Below are 21,724 nucleotides of genomic sequence, written 5' to 3' on the forward strand. Positions count from 1 at the left end.
ACACGCCCCGGATCCGGCACCTGCGGGGCCACCGGCACACCGCGCCGTCAGGCCCGCGATATCCGCCGGCAGTGCGCCGGACGATGGAATTCGTCACCTGCCCGGTCCCCGTCCGCATGCGGGCCCGGCCCGGGGCACATTGGCTCGCTCTGAGGCAGCACGGGCCTTTCCAATCCTCGGCGGCGCATGGGATGTACCGCCAACCGTGCCGCTGGAGGGCAGTTCCTATGCGTACCACTCAGACATTTCTCCGATTCGGCCTGACCGTGGCCGCCGCCGCTGCGCTTCCGCTCGCCCTGGCCGCCCCGGCGGCCGTCGCCTGGGGTTCCGGGATCTCCGTGAGCACCAGCGGCACCACGGTCTCGGTCACCACCAGTGCCTGCCCGAGCAACGGGAGCAGCTTCGGCGACGCCTCGCTGCTGTCCAACGGGCAGGCGAACTTCGCCCAGGGGCGCCAGATGTCGCTCACCGGGACGAGCACCAGTCAGTCGGCGTCCTGGACGGGCGTGGGCCCCGGCACCTACACGGTCATCGTGGTCTGCCAGGACGGCTCGACGGCCGGAACCCAGTCGATCATCGTCTCGGCCCCCGCGGCGACCCCCACGATCTCGACCACGACCACGCCGACGGCGACGGCCTCCCCGTCGCGCGGCGTCATGGGCGGGCTCGGCGGAGCCGTGAAGGACTACGGCACGGCCACCGTCGTGGGCGGCGGGGCCCTGGTCGTGACCGGCACGGTGGCGGCGGCGTGGTTCCTGCGCCGCCGGTCCAAGCCCCACCGGCTCTGAGCCGAAGTCCGTCACGTCGGGCGGCCGTTCCGTCGACTCCGGTCGCGGGAGGGCCGCCTAGTCGCGCCCCGGGAGTGCTTCGAGCTCCGCCAGGGCGTGGGTGAGCCACTGGGTCCAGAAGGTCTCCAGGTCGATGCCGGCCCGCAGCACGAGGTGCCGCAGACGGTCCTCCGGGGTGTCCTTTCCCGGCGGGAAGTCCCGCTCCTGGATCTCCTGGTACTCGGCCAACTGGCTTCGGTGCAGGTCGAGATGGCGGCGAAGGTCCGCCTCGAGGCCCTCGGTGCCGACGACCGCGGCGGCACGCAGGCGCAGCAGCATCGTGTCGCGCAGCGGCTTCGGGTCCTGGGAGGCGGCGGTCCAGCGGGCCAGTTCGGCACGGCCCGCGGGCAGGACTTCGTAGCTCTTCTTCTGGCCCCGGGCCGGCTGCTGCGGCGCCAAGGCCCGGATGTATCCCTCGGCTTCCAGTTTTCCCAGCTCGCGATAGATCTGCTGATGCGTCGCCGACCAGAAGTAGCCGATCGACTTGTCGAACCGCCGGGTCAGTCCGAGGCCCGACGAGGGCTTCTCGAGCAGGGCGGTGAGGATCGCGTGCGGGAGTGACATGGGGTCATCCTAGGGAGGGCCGGAAGTGCCGCCCGGTGCCCGGCCGTGGTCCGCCGGACACCGCGACAGTCCTTCCGTGGTTCGTCTCTTCCGGTGCCCTAGAGCGCCGCCGCCAGTTCGGTGCCCTGCTTGATGGCCCGCTTGGCGTCCAGTTCGGCGGCCACGTCTGCGCCGCCGATGAGGTGGACACCGCGGCCCGTGGCGCGCAGCGCCTCGTACAGGTCCCGGCGCGGGTCCTGTCCCGTGCACAGCACGATCGTGTCGACCTCCAGGACCTGGCTGTGCCCGTCGACGGTGACGTGCAGTCCGGCGTCGTCGATCCGGTCGTACTGGACGCCCGGGACCATGGTGACGCCCCGGTGCTTGAGTTCGGTGCGGTGGATCCAGCCGGTGGTCTTGCCGAGTCCGGCGCCGACCTTGGACGCCTTGCGCTGGAGGAGGTGCACGGTGCGCGGCGGGGTGGGCCGCTCGGGGGCGCCGAGACCGCCGGGCGTCCGGTAGTCCATGTCGACACCCCAGCTGCGGAAGTACGTCGCCGGGTCCTCGCTCGCCTTGTCGCCGCTGTCGGTGAGGAACTCGGCGACGTCGAAGCCGATGCCGCCGGCCCCGAGGATGGCGACACGGTCGCCGACGGGGGCTCCGTCGCGCAGGACGTCGAGATAGCCGACGACGCTCGGGTGGTCGACGCCCGGGATCTCCGGGGTGCGCGGGCTGACACCGGTGGCGACGACGACCTCTTCGAAGGACTCCAGCGTGTCCACGGTGGCCCGCGTGTTCAACCGGACGTCCACGCCGTGCAGTTCGAGCTGCGTGCGGAAGTAGCGGATCGTTTCGTCGAACTCCTGCTTGCCGGGGACCTTGCGGGCCACGTTGAGCTGACCGCCGATCTCGCCCGCGGCGTCGAAGAGGGTGACGTCGTGGCCGCGTTCGGCGGCGCTGACGGCGCAGGCCAGTCCGGCGGGCCCGGCGCCCACGACGGCGACGGTCTTGCGCAGCCGGGTCGGCGCGAGGACGAGCTCGGTCTCGTGGCAGGCGCGCGGGTTGACCAGGCAGGAGGTGATCTTGCCGCTGAAGGTGTGGTCGAGACAGGCCTGGTTGCACCCGATGCAGGTGTTGATGGCCTCCGGGCGTCCGGCCTCGGCCTTGGCGACGAAGTCGGGGTCGGCGAGCATCGGCCGGGCCAGCGAGACCATGTCGGCATGGCCGTCGGCGAGCAACTGCTCGGCGATCTCGGGGGTGTTGATGCGGTTGGTGGTCACCAGCGGTATCGAGACGGAGCCCATGACCTTCTTGGTCACCCAGGCGTACGCGCCGCGCGGCACCGAGGTCGCGATCGTGGGGATACGGGCCTCGTGCCAGCCGATGCCGGTGTTGATGATCGTCGCCCCGGCCGCCTCGACGGCCCGTGCGAGCGTGATGACCTCGTCCAGCGAGGAGCCGCCGGGAACCAGGTCGAGCATCGACAGGCGGTAGATGATGATGGAGTCGTCGCCGACGGCCTCGCGTACGCGGCGGACGATCTCGACGGGGAAGCGCATCCGGTTCTCGTACGAGCCGCCCCAGCGGTCCTCGCGCCGGTTGGTCTGGAGGGCGATGAACTCGTTGATGAGGTAGCCCTCGGAGCCCATGATCTCGACGCCGTCGTAGCCCGCCTGCCGGGCGAGCCGGGCGGCACGCGCGTAGTCGTCGATGGTCTGCTCGATCTCGGCGTCGCTGAGCTCGTGCGGCGGGAAGGGGCTGATCGGGGCCTGCAGCGCGCTGGGGGCGACGAGGTCCTGGTGGTAGGCGTACCGCCCGAAGTGCAGGATCTGCATCGCGATCTTCCCGCCCTCGCGGTGCACCGCGGCGGTGATCCCGGCGTGCCGCCCGGCCTCGGCCTCGGTGGTCAGCTTGGCGCCGCCCTCGTAGGGCCGGCCCGCGTCGTTGGGCGCGATGCCTCCGGTGACGATCAGGCCGACGCCGCCTCGCGCGCGGGCGGCGTAGAACTCCGCCATGCGCTCGAAGCCGCGCTCGGCCTCCTCCAGACCCACGTGCATGGAGCCCATGAGCACGCGGTTGGGCAGGGTGGTGAAGCCCAGGTCGAGCGGGTTCAGCAGGTGCGGGTAACGGCTCATCTGGCCCTCCGTGCGCGGTGTCGTACGACTGTTGTAGACGACGGGCCGCGCATTGTGCAACTAGTTGCACAATGACGAGGATCACTCGAGCCGGCTCCGGAGGGCCCCTCAGCCGAGGGCCACCCGGGCCACGAGTTCCGCGATCACGACGGGCTGGTCGACCATCACCAGATGACCCGCGTCGGCGACCGCGACCATGGTCACGTTGGGGCTGGCTTCGAGCCCGGCCCGCTCCTCCTCCGCCAGTCCGACGTCGTCGTGGTCGCCGCGCACGACCCAGGCGGGCACGCCCGAGTCACGAAGCCGGGGGACGAGGGATCCGTACCGGTCCAGGTAGTCGAAGTAGTGCCGGATCGCCTGGCGGCAGAACGCCGGATCGTTCTTCTCGAACTCGGCGGTCAGCGCCTCCCGGCGGGCCGGGGGCAGTTCGCTCACCATGACGCGGGGCGTCAGTTTGACCAGACCGGACCAGGCCAGCGCCCCGATGCCGGGCACCCGCCCGAGGCTGTTGGCGATCGTGAGCGCCTTGTCCTCGTCGGATGCCGAGAACGTGGGGGAGAGCAGGACGACGGGACCGGTGAAGTGCCCGCCGGCCGCCATCTCCAGGGCGATGTTGGCGCCGATGCTGTGGCCGACCACGACAGCGCAGCCCCGCTCGGCGGCCAGGGCACCGGCCAGTGCCGCGTAGTTCTCCATGCCGAGATCGCGCGGCGGCGTGGTGCCCGCATGACCCGGAACGGTCGCGGCCACCAACCGCACCGGCGCGGAGGCGAGCGGCGGTGCGGCGGCCAGGTCGTCGTAGAAGGCGGTGCTGCACATGCCACCGGGCAGCAGCAGCACCTTCGTGCCCGCGTCGGCGGGCCCCGACTCCTTGATGTCCCACGCGTCGAACTTCTCGGGGGCACTGCTCACGTTCGGGCCTTCCTCCGGCGTCTGCGGTCAAGCCAGAGTGTGGCGCGCGGGGCGGGACAATCAGCAGATCAGGGCCCGAACGCGGCATGTCGCCCGTGTCGCCCCGCCCCCTGCGTCAGGGCTTCACGCCGATCACCACGTTGGCGTACCCCTCCTCCGAGACGGCCAGCCGGGCGATCAGACCACAGCGGGCGAAGGCCTCGACGGCCACGGGCGCCTGGTGTTCGCTCGTCTCCACGAGGAGGCAGCCACCGCGGGCCAGCCACCGCGGCGCCTCGGCGGCGACCCGGCGCACGAGGTCGAGTCCGTCCGTGCCTCCGTCGAGGGCGACCAGGGGTTCGTGGTCACGGGCCTCCGACGGCAACAGCCCGACCTCGTCGGTGGGGACGTACGGCACGTTGGCGGCCAGGACGTCGACGCGGCCTCGGAGGGTGTCGGGCAGCGCGGCGAAGAGGTCGCCCTCGTGGACCCGGCCGGCGTACGGCGCGACATTGCGACGGGCGCAGCGCACCGCGGCCGGATCGATGTCGACGGCGTGCAGTTCGGGCCCGCCGAGGGAAGCGGCGAGCGCGGCGCCGACCGCGCCCGAGCCGCAGCACAGGTCCACGACGAGGGACGCGCCCCGCGCGAGCGCGACGGCCTGGTCGACGAGGAACTCGGTGCGGCGGCGCGGCACGAAGACCCCGGGTTCGACGGTGATGCGCAGTCCGTGGAACTCCGCCCAGCCGAGGACGTGTTCGAGGGGCAGTCCCGCGACGCGCCGGTCCACCATCGCGGCGGCCTCGTCCGGGGTACGGGCGGCGGAGAGGATCAACTCCGCCTCGTCCTCGGCGAAGACGCAACCGGCGGAGCGGAGCGCGGCGACCACGGGGTCTGTGGAATCAGGGACATCAGGAGAGAAGGGAGGCATGAAGCCGAGAGCCTTTCGACGAGCCGAAGGGCGCTCCCACGGTCACCCGGAGAAGGTGACCGCGTTGCCTGGAGAGGAGAGCACCCGACCTGACACAGCGGTAATGGGTCCCACCTCCTCGGCAGCTCGTCGGCCGAGACAGTCCACGGCCGGGACGGCCACTTTACAGGAACGATCAGTCGGCGACGGGCTGCTGCGGCCCTCCGACGCGGGAGCCGATGCACGGCGCGAGACTCTGCGCGCGGGCCGTCGCGCGCGCCGGTGAGCCCGGGGCCGGTGACCTTCGCGCCCCCCTTCCGCCGACATGCGCGACTCTCTCCGCACCCGGCCGAGTTGTACTATGCAACCAGGGTGGCGAAGGGAGGTCCCGCGATGACGTCCGAAGCGGCCGGTGAGGCCGGGCGAGTGGACGGTCCGACGGCCGACGCCTCCGTGGAGACCATCCAGCGGGAGATGACGGTGTTCGCGCGGCGGGCCCGCGCCTCGGCGGGACGCATGCATCCCGAGCTGTCCCTGGTCTCGTACACGCTCCTCGGCCATCTGGAGGAGGTGGGCGGCTGCCGTGCCACGGACCTCGCCGCGCACTACGCGCTGGACAAGTCCACGGTGAGCCGTCAGGTGGCGGCGCTGGAGCGGGCCGGACTGATCGAACGCCGGATGGACCCCGAGGACCACCGCGTCCAGGTGCTGCATCTGACGGACGCGGGCACGGACATCCTCGCCCAGGTGACCCGCAGCCGCCGTACGGCGTTCCGCGAGCGGCTCACGGGCTGGTCCGAGGAGGACCTAGCCCGCTTCGCCTCGTATCTGACGCGCTACAACGCCACGGCCACCGCCCCGGAGACGTCGGACGACAGGTCGCCGGGGGACTGAACGGACGTCCCCGCGGCCGGTCGTGAACTCAGCGGCGCGGTGTCATCCCACACCCACGGTCCGCTCGTCGCCCAGATGCTCGGGCACCCGCGCGGCCATGAAACGGGTCCTGCGGCGCAGCGTGAACCCGAGGGACTCGTACAGGCGGATGGCGTTGGCGTTGCCCGCGCCGGTGTGCAGGAACGGGGTCTCGCCGCGTTCCCGGATGCCGTGCGCGACGGCCAGGATCAGGCGACTGGCCAGGCCTTCGCCCCGGTGGGCGGAGTCGGTGCAGACCGCGCTGATCTCGGTCCAGCCTGGCGGATGGAGCCGCTCCCCCGCCATGGCGATGAGGACGCCGCCCCGGCGGATCCCCAGATACGTGCCGAGCTCGACGGTGCGCGACAGGAAGGGGCCGGGCCGGGTCCGTTCCACCAGGTCGAGCATCTCCGGCACGTCGGCGGGGCCGAGCGGCACCGCCTCGGCGTCCGGCGCCGCGGCGAGTCCGTCGTCGACCAGCTGGACACCGTCGATGCTGAAGGTCACCTCCCAGCCGTCCGGGGTCCGCCCCCCGAACCCGGCCAGCGGGGCCTCGCCGCCGGGCCCCACGAGGGCGGCCAGATCCGCCCAGTCCTCGGCACCGGGATCGTCGGGCAGCGCCAGCCAGGGCGACACGTCCACGGGGTAGCGCAGGACGCGTCCACGGCGTTCGGCGAAGTGGGCGTGGGGCCCGGTCAGCGAGCCGAGGGCCGGGTTGTCCAGGGGATGGGCGCTCACGCGGTCACCTCGATCACGATCTTGCCGCGGGCGTGCCCGTCCTCGACGGTGCGCAGCGCCTCGGCGGCGCGGTCGAGCGGGAACGTCCGGGTCACGAAGGGGCGCAGCCTGCCGTCGGCGGCGAGCCGGCCCACCTCGTCGAGCACGGCGGCCGTACGGGCCCGCTCGACGCCCGCGCCGCCCAGCTTCGCCACCGTCTCGCGGTCGGCGGCGGTGATCAGCTTCGTACGGTCGGCCAGCAGCGTCGCCGCGGCCTCCAGCACCTCTCCCCCGACGAGGTCGAACACGGCGTCCACCCCGGTCGGCGCCGTCGCGCGCAGTCGCTCCTCCAAGCCCGGCCCCGACGGGACGTGCACGGCTCCGAGCGACTCGACGAAGTCCTTCTTCCCCTCGCTCGCGACCCCGACGACCCGCAGCCCGGAGGCCCGCGCGATCTGGAGGGCGGCGACCCCGACTCCGCCGCCCGCGCCGGTGATCAGCAGGGTCGCGCCCGCGGGCAGGCCGAGCTGACGGATTCCGTCGTACGCCGTCGCCGCCGCGACGGGCAGGGCAGCGGCGTCCGCGAAGGACAGCCCGGCGGGCTTGTGCGCCGTGACGGCGACGGGCAGCACGGCGTACTCGGCGTATCCGCCGTCCACCGGGTTCCCGAAGACCTCGTCCCCGACGGCCAGGCCGGTCACCCCGGTGCCGGCTTCCACTACGACCCCGGCGACCTCGTTGCCGAAGACGGCGGGCAACGAACGCTGGGGACCGCCCGGGCGGCGGTGGCCGGTGCGCTGCTTCCAGTCGACGGGGTTCACACCGGCCGCGCGCACCGCGACGAGGACCTCTCCGGGGCCGGGGCTCGGGCGGTCCCGCTCCACCAGGGCCTCGGTCTCCGGCCCCCCGAACCGTGTGAAGACGTACGCCTTGGGCATCTGGTCCCTCACTCTCCTTCGCTGTCGTCACCGGTCGTCGCGGCCCCGCTCACCGTCTGTGCGTGTACAGGCCACCGGAGTCGGCATCAGCAGCAAGGAAGATCGCGGCGCGACTATTCCCGGACGCCGGGAGAGTTCATACGGCCGCAATGATCAGCGCTCCGCGCCGGCTCGGAGAACGGTCCGTCTGCGCGTACGGTTGAATGGTTAAGCACCGGTGCGCACCCGCGAGACCGACCCGTGGGTGCGCGCCGATCACGCTCGATCCGCGGGCCGCGGGCCGCGGTCCCCGGCGGTCCTGGAGGCACCACCCGTATGAACGTCACGCGAGGCTTCACCGGGCGCCCGCGCGCCCACGACCCCGGACTGCCCCCCGGCCAGTACGACGCCGGCGACGACTGGCCCGTCCTGTCCGCCGAGGTCACCCCGGACCTGGCCCCCGCCGACTGGACCCTGCGGATCGACGGCCTGGTGGCCGAGCCGCACACCTGGGACTGGGACGAGGCACACGCGCTGCCCCCCTCGGCGTACGAGGGAGACATCCACTGCGTGACGAGCTGGTCGAAGTTCGGGGTGCGGTTCGGGGGCGTGTCTCTGGACACGTTCCTGGAGGCCGTACGACCGGACCCGGCCGCCACCCACGCGGTCGCGTACGCGCACACCGGGTACACCGCGAACCTCCCGCTGGCCGACCTCACCGGCGGCCGCGCCTGGATCGTGTGGGAGTACGACGGCAGACCGCTGCCCGCCGAACACGGCGGCCCCGCACGGCTGATCGTGCCGCATCTGTACTTCTGGAAGAGCGCCAAGTGGATCGCGGGCATCCGGATCCTCGACCACGACGAGCCGGGTTTCTGGGAGCAGAACGGCTACCACGCCCGCGGCAACCCCTGGGAAGAGCAGCGCTACTCCGGTGACTGAGACGATCCAGACGATCCCGACGACGGACATCACCGCGCGGAAGGCGCCGGGGACGGGGACGAGCAGGATGAGGGAGGCCACCCGGTGACAGCGACGACGACAGCGACGTTCGTGCCGCCGACACGGTTCGCCGTGCCCGGACGTATCGCCGTGAACACCCGAACGGCCACCACCTGGCAGACCGCCACCCTCACCGGCATCCGCCGCGAGACCCCGCACGCGGCGACCTTCCGGTTCGCCGTGCCCGCGTGGGAGGGGCATCTGCCCGGCCAGCATCTGATGCTGCGGCTCAGGGCCGGGGACGGGTATGTGGCGCAGCGCCATTACTCCATCGCGTCCTCACCCGACGACACCGGTCACATCGAACTGACTCTGGACCACGTCGACGGCGGCGAGGTCTCCGGCTGGTTCCACACCGTGGCCCGGCCCGGCGACTCCGTCGAGGTGCGCGGCCCGCTCAGCGGCTTCTTCGCCTGGCCCGGGGACCGGCCCGCACTCCTCGTCGGCGCCGGCTCCGGTGTCGTGCCGCTGATGTCGATGCTGCGTCACCACCGCGCGCAGGCCCTGGACGTACCGGTGCGGCTTCTCGTCTCCTCGCGCAGCCCCGAAGAGCTCATCTACGCAAGGGAGTACGGCGAGGAGACCACAGCCGTCTTCACGCGGAGTGCCCCTGAGGGTGTGCGGGTCGGACGTATGGCCGCCGCACATGTGACGCCGCTCCTGGCCGAGCAGCCGCCCGGTGGGTGGGAGGCCTACGTCTGCGGTTCCAACGGATTCGCCGAGCACGCCTCGCGGTTGCTGGTGGAGGCGGGGCAGCCGGTGGACCGGATCCGGATCGAGCGGTTCGGCTAGGGCGAGTTCCCACAGGCGCGGACGGCCGGGCTGCTCGGGCAGCAGGCAGCAGAGTCGGCTTCCCGGGGATCGTGGCGGGCTCTTTAGGGCGCACGTACGGTGTGATCACCGCACGCCGTATGCCGAAAGGTGGTCCTTGATGGCCCTGTTCGACCTCCCTCTCGACGAACTCCGCACCTACCGCAGCTCGTCCACCGAGCCCGAGGACTTCGACGCCTTCTGGGGCAAGACTCTCCAGGAAGCCCGAGAGCACGACCTCTCCGCCCGCTTCGTGCCGTTCGAGATCCCGCTGAAGACGGTCGCGGTCCACGACGTCACGTTCGCAGGGTTCGGCGGCCATCCGGTGAAGGGCTGGCTGACCGTACCGGCGTGGGCGAACTCCCCGCTGCCCACGGTCGTCGAGTTCATCGGGTACGGCGGCGGGCGCGGACTCCCGCACACGCATCTGCTGTGGGCCTCGGCCGGGTTCGCGCACTTCGTGATGGACACACGCGGCCAGGCGAGCACCTGGGGCGGCGGCGATACCCCGGACCCGGTGGGCAGCGCGCCCGCCTTCCCCGGCTTCATGACGCGGGGGATCGAGGACCCCGAGAACTACTACTACCGGCGCCTGTTCACGGACGCGGTGCGCGCGGTGGAGGCGGCTCGCTCGCATCCCCTCGTCGACTCCGCGCGCGTCGCGGCGCTGGGCGGGAGCCAGGGCGGCGGCATCACCATCGCGGTGGGCGGCCTGGTGCCCGATCTGGCGGCGATCGCCCCCGACGTGCCGTTCCTGTGCGACTTCCCGCGCGCCATGACGATCACGGACCGGGCCCCCTACCGGGAGATCGGCAACTACCTCAAGACCCACCGCGGCCGCACCGAACAGGCGCTGCGCACCCTCTCCTACTTCGACGGGGTCCACTTCGCCGCGCGCGGCCGGGCGCCCGCCCTGTTCTCGGCGGCGCTGGAAGACCAGACCTGTCCGCCCTCGACGGTCTTCGCGGCGTTCAACGCCTGGGCCCACGAGGAGAAGCAGATCGAGGTGTACGACTTCAACGACCACGAGGGCGGCGGCCCCTACCAGCAGGCAGAGCAGCTGCGCTGGCTGCCCGCCCGCCTCTGACGCCGACGATGGACACGACGGGCGACACCAGGTTTCACACCGGTGCGAGGACCGGAGGGGACGGTGGGACCGGCGGGACCCATGACGTCGAGGCGCCCCGGAACTGCACGCGGACGCGTCCCTCCACCCGTCCGTCACCCGGTTCACGGAGCCGCACCGCGGCGGGAACGAACTCGCCGCGTATATCCGCCGATCCGTTGTGTCCGAGAGCACGACCGATGTTCGGTTCACCGACCGCGTGGCCGGCCAGGCAGTCCGCGTTGTGGCCAAGTGGCGCGCCCTCGCGGACAAGCCCGTCCGCCCGTCCGCCCGGGCAGCCGGCAGGCGCGCTCAGCGTGGTTGCGATCCAGGCGACCTGGAGCCAGCCCGTGGTGGTGTTCTCGAACGCTTCGCCAGTCGGCGGGCGCGTCCCGGTCGGCTGTGGTCGACCTGGACGTGTCCGGCGTGGCGGATCGGTCGGACACTCCCTGAATCCGGTGTCAACTAGAGCTTGCGCGGCGCTTCACTTCGGCGGACCTCGGGGGCGAACTCGTTTTGCAGCAGGGCGTATTCACCGGGCGGACACCTTCGCACAACCCTTCGTACGCCTCGTGAGTCACAGCCCCGGAAGCCCTTCCCCCTCTTGTTTCCCCTTACGACTACGGGAGTTGCCCGTGCGTGTACGCACCCTGACCGCCACCGCCGCCGTAGCGGCCCTCACCGCCGCCGGTCTGACCCTGCCCTTCGCCGGAAGCGCCGCGGCCGCGACGACTCCGCGGTTCGACTTCAACGGCGACGGATACGCGGACATCGCGGTCGGCATGCCCAACGCCACGGTGGACGGCAAGGCCAAGGCCGGTTATGTCAGCGTGATCTATGGCGGCCCGCAGAGCCCGTACCAGTCCACCGGTGTCATCAGCCAGGCCGAGGCCGGCATACCCGGCACGCCCGAGGCGGGCGACCGGTTCGGATCCTCCGTGGCACCCGTCGATGTGAACGGCGACGGCGTCTTCGAGCTTGTCGTCGGCGCGAGCGGCGAGTCGCTCACCTCCGATCAGCTCAAGGACGAGGGCACCATCACCGTCCTGGACGGCTCGCAGTGGAACGCCAAGGGCGTGACCGTGGCCAGGGGCACGTCCGAGTACAGCAGCATCGGCCGCACCATCGCCACGGGCGACTACGACGGCGACGGCGACACCGACCTGGCGTACGGCGAGAACGGCGAGGAGCACGGCGCGCTCCGGTTCCGCCCGGGCCCGCTCACCGCCGACCCGGTGACCACCACCACCCTGCGCCGCTACAGCATGGGCGGCGCCACCCGCGACCTGGTCACCGGCGACTTCGACGGCGACGGCCGGGACGACCTCGCCGCCAGCTGGCAGGGCACGGAGGACTCCAGTACCTTCATCACACGCTGGGACGACCAGGCCAAGCCGGCCCAGTGGTACGCCGACGCCGACCGGGGCAGCTCGCTCGCCGCCGCCGACTTCGACCGGGACGGCACGGACGACCTCGCGGTCGGCCTCGTACAGCCCAACCCCGAGTCGGAGACCACGCATTGCGAGGACCGGCTCGGCGGTGCGGTGCTCCTGCTCAAGGGCTCGAAGACCGCGAACTTCGGCACCGAGAGCGAGTGCATCACCCAGTCGAACCCGGAGGTCGGCGGCACCGCCGAGGAGGGCGACGACTTCGGCGCCGCGCTGGCCGCGGGCGACCTGAACGGCGACAGCCGTCCGGAACTGGTGGTCGGCGTGCCCGGCGAGGACGTGGGCACCGTCAAGGACGCGGGCGGGTACGTCACCATGAACGGCACGGAGCACGGCCTCTACGGCGGTCTGGCCCGCAGCCAGAGCACCACGAACATGCCCGGCACGGCCGAGGCCGGCGACCGCTTCGGCGCCCAGGTGGCCGTCGGCGACTACAACCGCGACGGACTGTGGGACACCGCGGTGAGCGCGCCCGGGGAGAACGCCGGTGAGCCCAGGTCAGGTGGCGTCTGGTTCGCGCCCAGCAGCGCCGAGGAAACGTACCCGCAGGGCAAGTCGCTGACCCCGTTCGGCTTCGCGCTGCCCTACGGGGCCATCAAGTACGGTGAGGTGCTGGGGCTTTAGGCGCCGCTTCTTGTGGCGTGATCGGTCAGCTTTCTTGAAACAGGCCCTGGAAAGGGCCGTGACGCATGATCAGATATCGTGCGCAGCCATGGGTGAACTGATACTGATCAGGCACGGCCAGACCGAATGGAGCCTGTCGGGCCGGCACGCCGGCCGGACCGACATTCCACTGACCGACGCGGGCGAGGCCGTGGCCAAGTCGCTCGCTCCGAGGCTTGCCCGACGCCCTCTGACCGCCGTGTTCAGCAGCCCGCTGGGCCGCGCTGTGCGGACGGCCGAGCTCGCGGGCCTGACCGGTGTCAGACCCGATGCCGACCTGATCGAGTGGGACTACGGCGGCTATGAGGGCCTGACCGCGGCGCAGATCCAGGAAACGAGGCCGGGCTGGGACCTGTGGCGGGACGGCGTCATTCCCGGCGACGCCGCCCATCCTGGCGAGAAGCTCCAGCAGGTGGCCGCGCGCACGGACGCGGTGCTGGACCGGATCCGGCCGCTGTTGGACGATGGCGACGTCGCCATTGTCGCCCACGGTCATCTGGCTCGCGTGCTCACCGTGCGCTGGCTCGGCCTCGACGCGTCCGCCGCCCGACTGCTCGGCCACCCACATCCAGGCACGCTCAGCTTCCTGGCCACCGAGGGCGAGCAACCCTTCATCGCCTCCTGGAACGTCCCGTAGCGGCAGCCCGCTGCCTCACGCCTGCCGCGCGAGGCGCCGTAAGGAATGAGCGCCGCGGCGATCCCGATCCATCCGGACGTGCCGTCGGCCGGGCTGTGTTGTTCGGCCCGCCGATTGGGCACACTGGCGACATCGAGTGAGTTGGGGAATCGGCCCGGGCAGGGGGGCGCCGTGGGTCATGGAATTCGATGGACCGTCGTCGTCATGTCCACCCTCAGCGCCTTCGCGCTGCCGTGGACAGTGATGACACTCGCGGGAGCGGGGCCGGAAGCTTCTCTCGCTCTCGCCTCGACAGCCAGTGCTGCGGTACTGAGCGCCGGAGGCTGGTTCGCGGCGCGCGACCCGTCGGAAGCCCGAGCGGAGGCACCCCCATTCTCCCGGCTGGAGGGGACGCTGGTCGTCGGCCCGCTGCCTCGCGAGCCGGTCGCCTTCCAAGAACGCGCTGAGTTGGTCGAGGCCGTTGACGAGGCGATGAAGCGAAACAGGGTGGGTGTCGTCTGTGCGCTCACCGGTGGTCGGGGCGTGGGCAAGACGCAACTTGCCGGCGCGTATGCCCGCTCTCGCATCGACGCGGGATGGCGCGTCGTCGCTTGGATCATTGCGGAGGAACCGGGTCAGATCGTAGCTGGACTCGACAACCTCGCGGAAGCCGCAGGGATCAAGGGCGGTATCCAGGACGCCGAGCGTGCCGCCATGGCGGTTCGCCAGTGGCTCGAACGGCTTCCTGAACCCGCCCTTCTGGTCCTGGACAACGTCGTAGATCCTGATGAGGTGGCCCGGTGGCTGCCGCGCGCAGGCCAGACCCGCACACTGATCACGAGCACCGTACGCTCGGTCACCCATCTCGGGTCCGCCGTTGACATCGACGTGTTCACACCTGCTGAAGCCGTCGGTTTCCTCCAGGAGAGAACCGGCCTGGTGGATGATGTGACGGCAGGTGAACTCGTCACGGATCTAGGGCATCTCCCCTTGGCCTTGGCGCAGGCCGCGTGGTTCATTCGGACCCAGGGTTTGACCTTTGCTGAATATCGCGAACGTTTTCGCTCCGTCCAGGCCAGCCAGTCCATGCGTCGCGTGCCGGGAGAAACGTATCCCATTGGTGTGGCGGAGGCCCTGTCACTTGCCGTCGCCCAGGCTGTGACCGGAGAGCACGCACAGACGGTGCGACGCGGCATCGAATTGGTGGCGCTCCTGTCGCCCTCCGGCGTGCACCGTCAGCATCTGAGGGCCATGCTGCCGGAGCGCTCCAACCTCGAGATCGATGCGGCGATCGGGCGCATGACCGAGGCATCGGTGGTGACTCTCAGCCTCGACGGCAGCGTGGTGCTGATGCACCGCTTGGTGCAGCGTGTCGTCCGCGACCGGCTCTACCGTGGACGACGCCTTGGCGCCCGGATCGAGGAAGCCGCCGCGGCGCTTCGGGAGATGCTGCCCCAACCGTACGGCGGCCTTCTGAGTGATGGTGCCGACCGCGCCCTCCCGGATCACGCTCTCGCCCTCTGGACTGCGGCTGAGCCGCTCGGTGACGACGCCCTGCGCGGCCTCCTGGACCTCCGCCGCTCCGCTGTCTTCAACCTTGCAACACTGAATGAACTGGATCGGGCCCAACGCTTGGGCCAGGACGTCTTGGTGGACCATGAACGGCTCATGCCACATCAAGACGATGCAACGCTCGCGGCCGTCGCTGCACTCAACCATGTCTACCACGAAGCGAATCAGTTCGATCTGTCTGTCGCCTTGTGCAGGCGTAGCCGCGACGAATGCCAGGCTGCCTTCGGCCGCGACGATCCCCGGACACTGAGCGCCGTGAATAGTCTCGGATTCGCGTTGGAGTGCGCCGGAGAGTTGGACGACGCTCTGTCGCTGCACTCGCAGAATCTGGCGGACTGTCTGCGAGTGAACGGAGTTCATGACCAGACTGCGTTGAAGGCGCAGATCAACATAGCCAGCACTCTCAGATCCCGGGGCGACAACGAGAGGGCTCTGGTCGTCTTCGAGAAGAACGTCACGGACAACGAGCGCTTCATGGGGGACGATCACCCGTCCACGGCCAATTCACGAGGCGAATTGGCCCGCATGTACGAACGAGTAGGGCGCCCTGCCGAGGCGTTGGCCCTGTACGGGCGTGTGCTGGCAGCCCTGGCCGGCTTCTACCCACCCAATCACCAGACACATCTGTGGTGGGGGCGCTACCACGCTCTCGCCCTGCAAAGCGCTGGTCGTACTGACGAATCCATCGCGAACCTGAGCCGGCTTCTGAGGAGGAGCGAGCAGCAGCTCGGCGTGGACCACCCAGAATCGCTGTGCATTCGTATCTTCCTTGCCCGCGCATACCTCGCCGCTCACAACTACCCGGAGGCGCTGACGCTGTTCAAGACCTGCGTCGCCGACCGAGAGCGTGTATTCGGCTCCGACAGCAGGGCCACACTGAACGCTCGCCGCAATCTTGGCCTCGCCCTCTTGGCTGCCGGTCGACGATCTCGCGGGATGGCCTGCCTGAGATCAGTCCTCTTCGACTATGAGCGCGTCATGGGCCCGCAGCATCCCTACACAGTGGGTGCTCGCCTCAACCTCGAACAGGCCTCCGCCACTTCCCGGATACTGCTACGCCGCCGCTCACCGTCCCGTACGTAGCTTCGAAGGATCAGACGACTGCGGTCTTCGCCGACTTCGCTTCAGGTGACGCTGCATGGAAGGCGAATGCCCAGTGGGACCCCCACATCACTGATCGCGGCGACCGACTGCCCACTCACCGGCCCGGCATGCCTCCGTGCGGGCTGTTGACCACCAAGGGCAGTGACCCTTCGGCGAGGTAGAAGTGCCCGGGGAAGTAGTCGATGTGGAGGTGACCACCGTCCTCGGCACTGGCCAGGTCCCTCAGATTCTCCGCGAGTACTGCCCTGCCGGCGGAGTCACCGCTGATCACGAGGATCTGCCGTTCGGCGTCCCTGTGGATGAGGACGCCGGGGCCGGAAGTACCTTTGACCTCGACCCCGGCCAGGCCGTTGTCGCCCGGCGAGAGTGTGGAGCCGAGCAGCCCCTCACCCTGGACCACCACGCTTGCCAGCAAGGTCAACTCTTCCGCCGAGGCGGAGAGATCCACCTCGCCGTACCTCGGGTCGGAGACCAGTCTCATGGGTGTCATTCCTCCAACGTCGGACCCCATGATGCCTGCCACGATGGTCAGTCGCGTCTCTGGGGCAGCGAGGACGGCCGGACGCGGCGACGCACACGCACCCTCACAGCGGAGCTGCTCGTGGGGGGCATCGGCGTCAGGCTCGACCAGGGCTTGGCTGATGGGGTGACACCTCACGCCCGGACCCGCGGGGCCGCACCACCGCGTCGGAGGTCAGGACGTCGTCGTTTCAGCCTGGTTCGAAAAGAACGGCGAACGGGCGCTCCCCGACCTACGATCCCTCGCATGTTGATTCGCCGGACATTACGGATGATCATCGTGCTCGCTGTGGCCCTCACCGGCGCGATCGGGGGTGGCGTGGGGACGGCGCAGGCCGAGGAGAGCCGGTCGTCGCACGATCGGCAGTTGCTGTTCTACAACCACTCCTACGGTGTCTTCGACCGGGAGACCGCCGACGCCATCGAGCACTCCGACTATCTGCGGGACTTCGCCAACTTCCAGGTCCGCACCACTACCGGTACCGACGGACAGACCTGGACCGGTCGCTATCTGATGGGCCGCGAGACCTACCTCGAGCTGTTCGGGGTCGGTGACATCGCCGGCCAGGACGGCACCCTCGGCTCCGCCGGGCTGGGCCTCTCGACCGAGCGTGCCGGAGACATGGCGACGGTCACGGAACGGCTGAAGGACGAGGGCGTCGCCGACCCCGTCGAGTTCCTCCAGACGCGTGACTTCGGTGACGGCGTCCCCGTTCCGTGGTTCGACGCCATCCTCACCACCACCGAGTACGACGCCTTCGGAGCCTGGGCGATGGAGTACCGGCCGGAGTACTTCGCCGATCCGCGCGGCAACACCGAGCCGGCCGGCTTCCCGGGTGACGTCGGCCGGGAGCGCTACCTGTCGGACGACTATCGCACCCATCTGATGCGTGACGTGACCGCCGTCGAGCTCGCGGTCACCGAAGGCGACCTCGCCGACACCGTGCCGCTGCTCCGGGCCGGCGGGTTCGCCGTCCGGACCGTGCCGGACGGTGGCGTCGTCGCGGAGCGCGGCGGCACCAGGATTCGCTTCGACGCCGTCGCGCGCGACGATGCGGGCCTGAAGCGGATCGAACTGTCGCTCAACCGGCCCGTGAAGGACCGTCGCGTGGAACGGATCGGTCACTCGAAGCTCGTCGTCGGCCCGGGCAGCCGCGCCGTGTGGACGTTCGGCGACGGCGGCACCGAGTAGCCCTGTGGCCCGCGGGGCGCGCCCTCGGCGAGGGCGCGCCTCCGTCACGCCTCATCGGCGGCGGCATCGCGATGGGAAAGGCCTACTGCCGTTCGTTCGCAATCGGGCCGTGGAAATCAGCCGCTCGCTGAGCGGCCTCTCGTACGTCCTTCGCACGGTCTGCTCGTGATGACAACCACGGATGACGGAGCCCGAGCGCTCGTGCCGGTGCCGGGGAACCTAGCGGGGTTGCGGTTCCTGGAGGCGGACGGTCATGCTCACCGTCACGTCGTCCCCCGCCGAGAGGCCGCTCGGTCTGCGCACGGCGACCTTCAGCGGCAGCAGGTAACCGCTGTCCTTGGGGAAGAGCGACGTCTGGAAGGCGACCTCGCCGATCCGAGCCTCGACCGGGATCACGCCCCAGCCGTAGGTGGCGATCGCGGCCACCTCACGGATGTCGGCGGCCTCCTCGTCCGGCACACGAACGAAGTAGTAGGGCGACGGTCCGCGCCATTCGATCACTCGGCCGGAAAAGACAAGCTCCATGCGGTCGGTTTCCTTCCTCGACGACGGCCAAGATACGCGATCCCCCGGCGGGAGTCCCCGGTCCTCCCGCTCCTTGACGAAGTAGTCGTACGGCGCCACGGAAGATGCCTTCTTCAGATACTGCCCGAGGCGAGATAACCGCGTGCCCTGGCCAACCGCGCCGTAGAAGCTCGGAACGCGATTCCCGATTCGCGTGATCCAAGGGTCACGTCGAAGAGATCCTGACGGACGGTCATGTCGATGGTTCCGGCGGCAGCGGCATCCCAACCCGTCACCCGGAGTCCCTCCACTCCTCCGAAGACGAGAATGAACTCGAAGGCGTTGAATCCCCTCTCGTGCCATTCCGCAGGGGCGTTCACCGGGAGGGTCCGTGTGTCGAACCCCAGGGTCACCGAGTTCTCACGTTCGTCCACGTGTACATAAAACGGATCGCATGAGCCGGCCGGAGGCGGGGTGCAGCCGTACAGGTCCCCCAGGTATTCGGGGTACGCGAGGAGACGAGACCAGTCAGCGCTCATAGAACGTCCTGTCCGCGGTGCCGGGAAGAGAGTTGTGCCGTCGGGCGTCGACTCTGCTCATGAACAGATGCGGCCCGTCGTCGGCTCCGTCCTCCCCGATCCTGAACGCGCTGACGTGGCCGACGCTCACGGACTCGCTGCAGGTGAAGTCCAGGGACAGCCCTCTGCCTCCGACACTCACCCGCATGCGTCGCTCCGTTCCCCACGGAACCATCTCGACGCTGCCGACGACCGGTGGAGTCCAGTCGGCGAGGGAGATTCCTTCCACCGCCAGGAACTGGAATTGACACTGCACCGTGTCCAGGCCCGCGTCGGTCCATTCCTGTGGCGCCGATTCGGGAAAGGAGGGCAGGTCGACGCGTAGCGCCACCGTGGGTCCGCGCCAGTTCAGATGGATCGATCGGATCCGCACGCCGATGACGTCCGGGACTTGCCCGTAGAGCGACCGCAGCGGCTCCGGATTCACGAGGAATCCTTCGGTCGGCTGCCGCCCCCGGGACGAACGAACATTTCGTCCGTCGGTCTCGCTCGCAGGTCCGCCCGGAGCGCGTCCTGTGGGTGGGCTGTTCACGCGGCGGACCAGGTGCCGAGTGCGTGGGCCAGCCGGTCGCTCTGCTCTCGGGTGATGCCCTGGGCGAGGCGAGTTCCGAACCGGGGACTCATGGGCCCGTCGCAGTGGAGGATTCCGTGGAAGGGCAAGGGGTCCTTTCCTCCTGAGAGCGGGGAGGCGCCGGAAAGCGTCCACTCGGCCGGCTCCCACAGGGGGTGGTCCACGAGGAGCGCTTCCGCGGTGCCCCGCGTCTCCGTCACGGGAAGGCCCGCCTGCTCCAGCGCGTCGCCGATTATGTCCACGGCGTCCTCGGGCATGCCCTGGTCGCCGAGCGTGGGCAGCAGCAGGAGCAGGCGGGCGTGTTCGGCGTGGACTCCCGGGGCGCTGAGGTCGGGTGTGCGGGCGATGTGGTGGAGTTCCCGCCAGGATAGTCCCGGGCCGGCGTGGTGGCCGCCGAGCGTCGTCAGGTGGCCGTGCCGTCCCCATCCGGGGTGGGTGATGAAGTACTCCGTTCCCGGATCCTCGGGAATGTTGCAGCCCAGGACCATCGCGGTGTGACCGCCCGCGAACGGGATCCGGAAGACGGGCCATTGGTCCTCGTCGCTCAGGGCGTCCCAGGCCGCGTCGGCGTCGGCCCCGTCGACCCCGAACCACTCCGGTTCGGGGTCGCAGTCCTCCGTCCGGCTCAGCCACATCAGGTAGGCCGCCCAGAACCCCGGCAGGGCCAGCAGTTCCTCTCCCACGACAACAGGGGCGTTCTCGAATCCCTCTATCAGCACCGGCCCAGACTCTCACCCGCCTCTGACAGTCCGTGCGGCGCTCGGGGCTCCACCAGGCGCTGTCGTCTCCCCCTGGCCTCACCCGGCGGGGAACCGCACGGGCAGCGGACGCCGGGGACGCCGGCGGCGGGGCGAGGCGCGTTGTCGTCGCACCGCTTCCCTTCAGTCCGACCAGTCGGTATGTTCAACCGGCCCGACCTCTTCCCGACCACCCGCGGACGCATCACGGAGGGCTCATGACCCGGCAAACCCCCCTGACAGAAGGCCATTGCGACCCGCGCTTCGCGGCGGTGCGCGCCGCGTTCGAGGCGAACTTCCGCGACCTCGGGGAACTGGGCGCGGCGGTGTGCGTCACGCTCGGCGGGGAGACGGTGGTGGACTTGTGGGGCGGCTGGGCCGACGCGGCCCGCACCCGCCCGTGGGAGCGCGAGACGCTGGTCAATGTGTGGTCGACCTCGAAGGGGCCGACGGCGCTGTGCGCGCACATCCTGGCCGACCAGGGCCTGCTCGACCTCGACGCCCCGGTGGCCGCGTACTGGCCGGAGTTCGCGGCGGCGGGCAAGGCCGGCGTCCTCGTACGGCATCTGCTGTCCCACCGGGCGGGGTTGTCCGGGCTGCGTGAGCCGCACACCTTCGCGCAGCTCTGCGACTGGGAGCTGACCGTCCGGCGTCTCGCGGAGCAGGAGCCCTGGTGGGAGCCGGGGACCCGGTCCGGCTATCACGCGCTGACGTTCGGGCACCTGGTCGGTGAGCTGGTGCGGCGGGTGTCGGGGCTGTTGCCGGGCGCGTTCCTGGAGCGGGAGGTCACCGGGCCGCTCGGTATCGACTTCACCATCGGACTGCCGGAGAAGGAGGCCGGGCGGGCGGCCGAGCTCGTCCACCCTCCGGTCGCGTCGAGCAGCGAACAGGCGGCGGTCTTCGCGGAGTTGGCGCCCGCGGCGCTGGCGGCGCTCGCCAACCCCTCGGTCGGTGCCGCCGAGGCGAACACACCGCGGTGGCGGGCCGCCGAGATACCGGCCGCCAATGGCCACGGAACGGCGCGCGCGATCGCCGAGCTGTACGGAATCTTCGCACTGAAGGGCGCATACGGCTCCCGGCAGGTGCTGTCCCCGGAGGCGGCCGAGCGGGTGCGCGAAGGGCAGGGCAGTTGCCGCGACCTGGTGCTGGGCGCCGGGTTCGCGAGTGAGACGGAGGCCGCACTCGGGCTGTGGCTGAGCGGGGTCAACGGATCGTACGGACCCAACCCCAGGGCTTTCGGACACGACGGGTTCGGCGGCTCCTGCGGTCTGGCCGACCCGGAAGCGGGGGTCTCGCTGGGGTACGTGATGAACCGCATGGGCCCGCACATCGCAGACGACCCAAGGAAGATGGCGCTCGTCGACGCCCTGTACAGCGCCCTCCGTGAGCACACCGCGCCCGCCCTGGACGCGGGTTGAATTCGGCCGAAGTCTCCGGCCGCCCTTTCCTGG

21 protein-coding genes are annotated in these 21,724 nt (G+C 70.4%); 10 read left to right on the plus strand and 11 right to left on the minus strand.

Annotated elements, in window-relative coordinates; genetic code table 11:
* Nucleotides 1-227: 227 nt before the first annotated feature.
* Nucleotides 228-788 carry a hypothetical protein gene (locus OG788_RS06835; RefSeq protein WP_406369542.1) on the plus strand — a complete coding sequence of 187 codons (561 nt, stop codon included), beginning with the start codon at nt 228-230 and terminating at the stop codon, nt 786-788.
* A gap of 57 nt (nt 789-845) precedes the next feature.
* On the opposite strand, the gene OG788_RS06840 is transcribed toward OG788_RS06835, so the two are convergent.
* The 4 genes from OG788_RS06840 to OG788_RS06855 all read right to left on the minus strand — a co-directional run bounded on the left by OG788_RS06840 (nt 846) and on the right by OG788_RS06855 (nt 5,327).
* The gene (locus OG788_RS06840) at nt 846-1,391 is read right to left on the minus strand and encodes a PadR family transcriptional regulator (RefSeq protein WP_351555598.1); all 546 of its coding nucleotides are present in this window, start codon (nt 1,389-1,391) and stop codon (nt 846-848) included.
* Between the two features lie 98 nt (nt 1,392-1,489).
* Nucleotides 1,490-3,505: an FAD-dependent oxidoreductase gene (locus OG788_RS06845; RefSeq protein WP_406369543.1), complete on the minus strand. Its 2,016-nt coding sequence runs from the start codon at nt 3,503-3,505 to the stop codon at nt 1,490-1,492.
* A gap of 108 nt (nt 3,506-3,613) precedes the next feature.
* The gene (locus OG788_RS06850) at nt 3,614-4,417 is read right to left on the minus strand and encodes an alpha/beta fold hydrolase (protein ID WP_406369544.1); all 804 of its coding nucleotides are present in this window, start codon (nt 4,415-4,417) and stop codon (nt 3,614-3,616) included.
* Between the two features lie 115 nt (nt 4,418-4,532).
* The gene (locus OG788_RS06855) at nt 4,533-5,327 is read right to left on the minus strand and encodes a putative protein N(5)-glutamine methyltransferase (protein WP_406369545.1); all 795 of its coding nucleotides are present in this window, start codon (nt 5,325-5,327) and stop codon (nt 4,533-4,535) included.
* 372 nt (nt 5,328-5,699) lie between these two features.
* Here OG788_RS06855 and OG788_RS06860 point away from each other — a divergent pair, with 372 nt between their 5' ends.
* Complete coding sequence (locus OG788_RS06860; protein ID WP_406369546.1) at nt 5,700-6,200, plus strand: MarR family winged helix-turn-helix transcriptional regulator; 501 nt, start codon at nt 5,700-5,702, stop codon at nt 6,198-6,200.
* A gap of 42 nt (nt 6,201-6,242) precedes the next feature.
* Here OG788_RS06860 and OG788_RS06865 read toward each other — a convergent pair whose 3' ends face one another.
* A complete protein-coding gene (locus OG788_RS06865) occupies nt 6,243-6,956 on the minus strand; it encodes a GNAT family N-acetyltransferase (protein ID WP_406369547.1) in 714 nt (237 codons plus the stop codon).
* On the minus strand, nt 6,953-7,873 hold the full coding sequence (locus OG788_RS06870) for an NADP-dependent oxidoreductase (RefSeq protein ID WP_406369548.1): 921 nt from the start codon (nt 7,871-7,873) through the stop codon (nt 6,953-6,955). The genes OG788_RS06865 and OG788_RS06870 overlap by 4 nt, the downstream gene beginning before the upstream one ends.
* 315 nt (nt 7,874-8,188) lie before the next feature.
* Between OG788_RS06870 and OG788_RS06875 the strand changes: the two genes are divergently transcribed.
* From OG788_RS06875 to fxsT, 6 genes are all read left to right on the plus strand, one after another.
* Nucleotides 8,189-8,794, plus strand: a complete 606-nt coding sequence (locus OG788_RS06875) for a sulfite oxidase-like oxidoreductase (protein WP_406369549.1) — start codon at nt 8,189-8,191, stop codon at nt 8,792-8,794.
* Nucleotides 8,795-8,878: 84 nt separating this feature from the next.
* Nucleotides 8,879-9,646: a ferredoxin reductase gene (locus tag OG788_RS06880; RefSeq protein ID WP_406369550.1), complete on the plus strand. Its 768-nt coding sequence runs from the start codon at nt 8,879-8,881 to the stop codon at nt 9,644-9,646.
* A 139-nt stretch (nt 9,647-9,785) separates the two neighbouring features.
* Nucleotides 9,786-10,751 (plus strand): acetylxylan esterase, encoded by a 966-nt coding sequence (locus OG788_RS06885; protein ID WP_406369551.1) that lies wholly within the window; start codon nt 9,786-9,788, stop codon nt 10,749-10,751.
* 653 nt (nt 10,752-11,404) lie between these two features.
* Nucleotides 11,405-12,841: an FG-GAP repeat protein gene (locus tag OG788_RS06890; RefSeq protein WP_406369552.1), complete on the plus strand. Its 1,437-nt coding sequence runs from the start codon at nt 11,405-11,407 to the stop codon at nt 12,839-12,841.
* Nucleotides 12,842-12,929: 88 nt separating this feature from the next.
* The gene (locus OG788_RS06895) at nt 12,930-13,517 is read left to right on the plus strand and encodes a histidine phosphatase family protein (protein WP_406369553.1); all 588 of its coding nucleotides are present in this window, start codon (nt 12,930-12,932) and stop codon (nt 13,515-13,517) included.
* 204 nt (nt 13,518-13,721) lie between these two features.
* A complete protein-coding gene (gene fxsT, locus OG788_RS06900; RefSeq protein ID WP_406369554.1) occupies nt 13,722-16,151 on the plus strand; it encodes an FxSxx-COOH system tetratricopeptide repeat protein in 2,430 nt (809 codons plus the stop codon).
* A gap of 115 nt (nt 16,152-16,266) precedes the next feature.
* Here fxsT and OG788_RS06905 read toward each other — a convergent pair whose 3' ends face one another.
* Nucleotides 16,267-16,653, minus strand: coding sequence for a hypothetical protein (locus OG788_RS06905; protein WP_351555563.1), 387 nt, complete (start codon nt 16,651-16,653; stop codon nt 16,267-16,269).
* Nucleotides 16,654-16,962: 309 nt separating this feature from the next.
* Between OG788_RS06905 and OG788_RS06910 the strand changes: the two genes are divergently transcribed.
* Nucleotides 16,963-17,883: a DUF5829 family protein gene (locus tag OG788_RS06910; RefSeq protein WP_406369555.1), complete on the plus strand. Its 921-nt coding sequence runs from the start codon at nt 16,963-16,965 to the stop codon at nt 17,881-17,883.
* Nucleotides 17,884-18,102: 219 nt separating this feature from the next.
* Here OG788_RS06910 and OG788_RS06915 read toward each other — a convergent pair whose 3' ends face one another.
* The 4 genes from OG788_RS06915 to OG788_RS06930 all read right to left on the minus strand — a co-directional run bounded on the left by OG788_RS06915 (nt 18,103) and on the right by OG788_RS06930 (nt 20,255).
* The gene (locus tag OG788_RS06915) at nt 18,103-18,408 is read right to left on the minus strand and encodes a DUF1905 domain-containing protein (RefSeq protein ID WP_406369556.1); all 306 of its coding nucleotides are present in this window, start codon (nt 18,406-18,408) and stop codon (nt 18,103-18,105) included.
* A gap of 113 nt (nt 18,409-18,521) precedes the next feature.
* Nucleotides 18,522-18,821 carry an Imm50 family immunity protein gene (locus OG788_RS06920; protein ID WP_406369557.1) on the minus strand — a complete coding sequence of 100 codons (300 nt, stop codon included), beginning with the start codon at nt 18,819-18,821 and terminating at the stop codon, nt 18,522-18,524.
* Nucleotides 18,822-18,915: 94 nt separating this feature from the next.
* Nucleotides 18,916-19,392, minus strand: coding sequence for an Imm50 family immunity protein (locus OG788_RS06925; RefSeq protein ID WP_406369558.1), 477 nt, complete (start codon nt 19,390-19,392; stop codon nt 18,916-18,918).
* A gap of 101 nt (nt 19,393-19,493) precedes the next feature.
* Entirely contained in the window at nt 19,494-20,255 is a 762-nt protein-coding gene (locus tag OG788_RS06930; RefSeq protein ID WP_406369559.1) for a hypothetical protein, read from the minus strand.
* A 236-nt stretch (nt 20,256-20,491) separates the two neighbouring features.
* On the opposite strand from OG788_RS06930, the gene OG788_RS06935 reads away from it, so the two are divergent.
* Nucleotides 20,492-21,691, plus strand: a complete 1,200-nt coding sequence (locus OG788_RS06935; protein WP_406369560.1) for a serine hydrolase domain-containing protein — start codon at nt 20,492-20,494, stop codon at nt 21,689-21,691.
* Nucleotides 21,692-21,724: the final 33 nt, after the last annotated feature.

It is taken from the genome of Streptomyces sp. NBC_00647 (assembly GCF_045207245.1).
Classification (GTDB): Bacteria; Actinomycetota; Actinomycetes; order Streptomycetales; family Streptomycetaceae; genus Streptomyces.